The organism is Mycobacterium sp. (assembly GCF_046091765.1).
Taxonomy (GTDB): Bacteria; Actinomycetota; Actinomycetes; order Mycobacteriales; family Mycobacteriaceae; genus Mycobacterium.
In genome coordinates this window covers 1-2,567 of record NZ_JBJTCF010000121.1, presented here as the reverse complement: position 1 = coordinate 2,567, position 2,567 = coordinate 1, and the positions used below count along the sequence as shown (strand labels likewise).

Here is a 2,567-nt window from a genome sequence, read left to right as displayed (position 1 = left end):
GGGCTCGACCGGTGTGGCCGGCCAGGCCGGCGGCAGCGGTGGCAGGGGCGGCAACGGTGGTGCCGGTGGTGCCGGTGGCCTGTTCGGCCTTGGTGGCGGTACTGCCGCCGCGGGTAAGGCCGGCAGCGGCGGCAACGGAGGTAAGGGCGGTGTGGCCGGAAAAGGCGCCAACGGCGGTGCGGGTGCGAATGGCACCGATGCTGCAGCGGGAAGCATCGCCGCGGTGGCGGGCAGCGATGGCGGTGCAGGCGGCAGCGGTGGCACCGGCGGTTCCGGTGGCGCGGCCGGTGCGGCCGGCGGAGCGGGCGGAACTACGGGAACTCAGGGCAACGGCGGCAAGGGCGGTAATGCCGGCAGCGGCGGTCTCGGCGGTAATGGCGGCAACGGACTCAGCGCCGTGACGGTGGCCATCGTTAGTCGCGCGGGCGCCAACGGTGGCAACGGCGGTAACGCCGGCGTCGAAGGCGCCGGCGGCTCCGGTGCGGTCGCGGGCTCGACGGGTTCGTTCGGCAGCGGCGGTAACGGCGGCAACGGTGGCAATGCCGGAAACCTCGGCGGCAGTAGCAATGACGCCGGCGCCGGTGGCGCGGGTGGCAACGGCGGCACGGCAACCGGTGGCAAGGCCGGCAACGGCGGCGCCGGCGGCAACGGCGGCCAGGGCGGTCCCGGCGGCGCCGGTAACCCCGGAGCCGGAACCCGGGGCGGCAACGGTGGTGCCGGCGGGGCCGGTGGCAATGGCGGCGCGGCGACTAGCGGTATCGCCGGTAATGGCGGCGCAGCCGGTATCGGCGGAGCGGCAGGCAACGGTGGCGCAGGCCAGGCCGGTCAGACTGCAGGGGCTGCAGGCAACTCGGGCGGCGTCGGAGGTAATGGCGGCGCCGGCGGTGCCGGTGGCAAGGCTGGTGCCGCGACGACGGGCACTAATGGAACGGCCGGCAGTGGCGGCAATGGCGGTGCGGCTGGAGCGGGCGGCGCCGGAGGTGCCGGTTCTGCGGGCAGCACGGCAAGCGTCGCCTCTCTCAGCGGCGGCAACGGCGGAGCGGGCGGCAATAGCGGTGTAGCCGGCGCCGGCGGCGCGGCCGGCGGCAACGGCGGAACCACCGGCGCTGCCGGTGCGGTGGCCAATGGCGGAGCCGGCGGTGACGGCGGGGCCGGTGCGAACAACACCGTGTTCGGGATTGCCGATGGCTCACCGACCGGTGGCAATGGCGGCAACGGCGGCGCGGGCGGAACCGGCTCGGGCAGCGGTGGCGCCGGCGGGAACGGTGGGGTCGCAGGCACCGGCTATGACGGCCAGATCCTGTTCGTCGGCGCCACCACGCTTGGTGAGAACGGAACCGCCGGCGGTAGGGGCGGCAATGGCGGTGCCGGAGGCGCCGCGGGTACCGGCACCGGAGGCAAGGGCGGCAACGCCGGCAATGGCGCTACTGGTGGGAATGGCAGAGCGATTGGGCTGGGCGCGCCGCTCACCGCAACAGTGATCGGCGGCGGCAATGGCGCCGGCGGCGGCGACGCAGGCACAGCCGGCAGTGGCGGCACCAGCGTGAGCGGTACCGCCGGCCAGAACGGCACCAGTGCCACCGGCGGAAATGGTGGTATCGGTGGCGGCGTCACGGCGGATCTCGCCGCCAGCAACACCACCGCCCAGGTACTCGGCGGAGACGGCGGCAACGGCGGCAACAGCACCGGGGGAACCGGCGGACGGGGTGGCAAGGCCGGCAGCGCATCAGGCGCCAGTTCCGAGGGTGGCGCAACCGGCGCCCAGTTCGCAGGCGGCCAGGGCGGCAACGGCGGCAACGGATCGGCCGGCAACGGTGGCGCGGGCGGTACGGGTGGTAACGCGACGGCAACAACGATCGTCAACGCAGGAGTGTTCGGCGGCAACGGCGGTAATGCCGGGCAGAGCGGCGCACTCGGAGGCGCAGGCGGTATCGCGACGGCAGGCGCCACCGGCAGCTCGGCGACCAACGGCACAACTGGAGCCAACAGCTAGAAGACCGCCAACGGAATTGGCCCCCGGCAAGGGGCGGGGGCCAATTCCGTTGCGTAGGAACCGAATGCGAGCCACCCAGCCACTCTGGATTAATTCGTCACTGTGACGTATCGACATCTTTTGGTCGGGGGTGGGGCAGTGGCTGAGCAAGAGTCGCACAACCAGTCCGGACTACAAGCAATCCGGATTACAAGTCCGGCGGCGCCGCCTTCACGGCCGGGCAAACCTGACGCCGGAAGCGATCACCGGTATGCCGTCAATTCCGGGAACCGTAGCGGGCCGGCCTTGAAGTCGGGTGGCGCATCATCCGGCTGGCGGCGCGAGAGCCAACCGGAAACGGGGTTGGCATCGCCCGCCCGGCTCGGGTGTGTGTGCCGATAAGCAACATTATGTCAAGTCAGAGGGAACGTTTCGCCTGGTTGGACCCCCTCGTTCCGCCCTGTCGGCCCGGCCAGCACCGGAACGCGTTATCCACTGTGTGCCGGCCGCCGGGCCAGCTCTAGTCCCCTGCGCTCTGACAATGACGAGCGAGAGCAACGCCATTGCGATGCGCCACGTCTGCGAGGGTGCTGTC

General features: G+C 72.1%; 1 pseudogene. It reads left to right on the top strand.

The window, feature by feature from the left end:
* A pseudogene (locus ACKOB8_RS14190) lies at positions 1 to 1,993 on the top strand (PE family protein); the annotation flags it as partial.
* Positions 1,994 to 2,567: the final 574 nt, after the last annotated feature.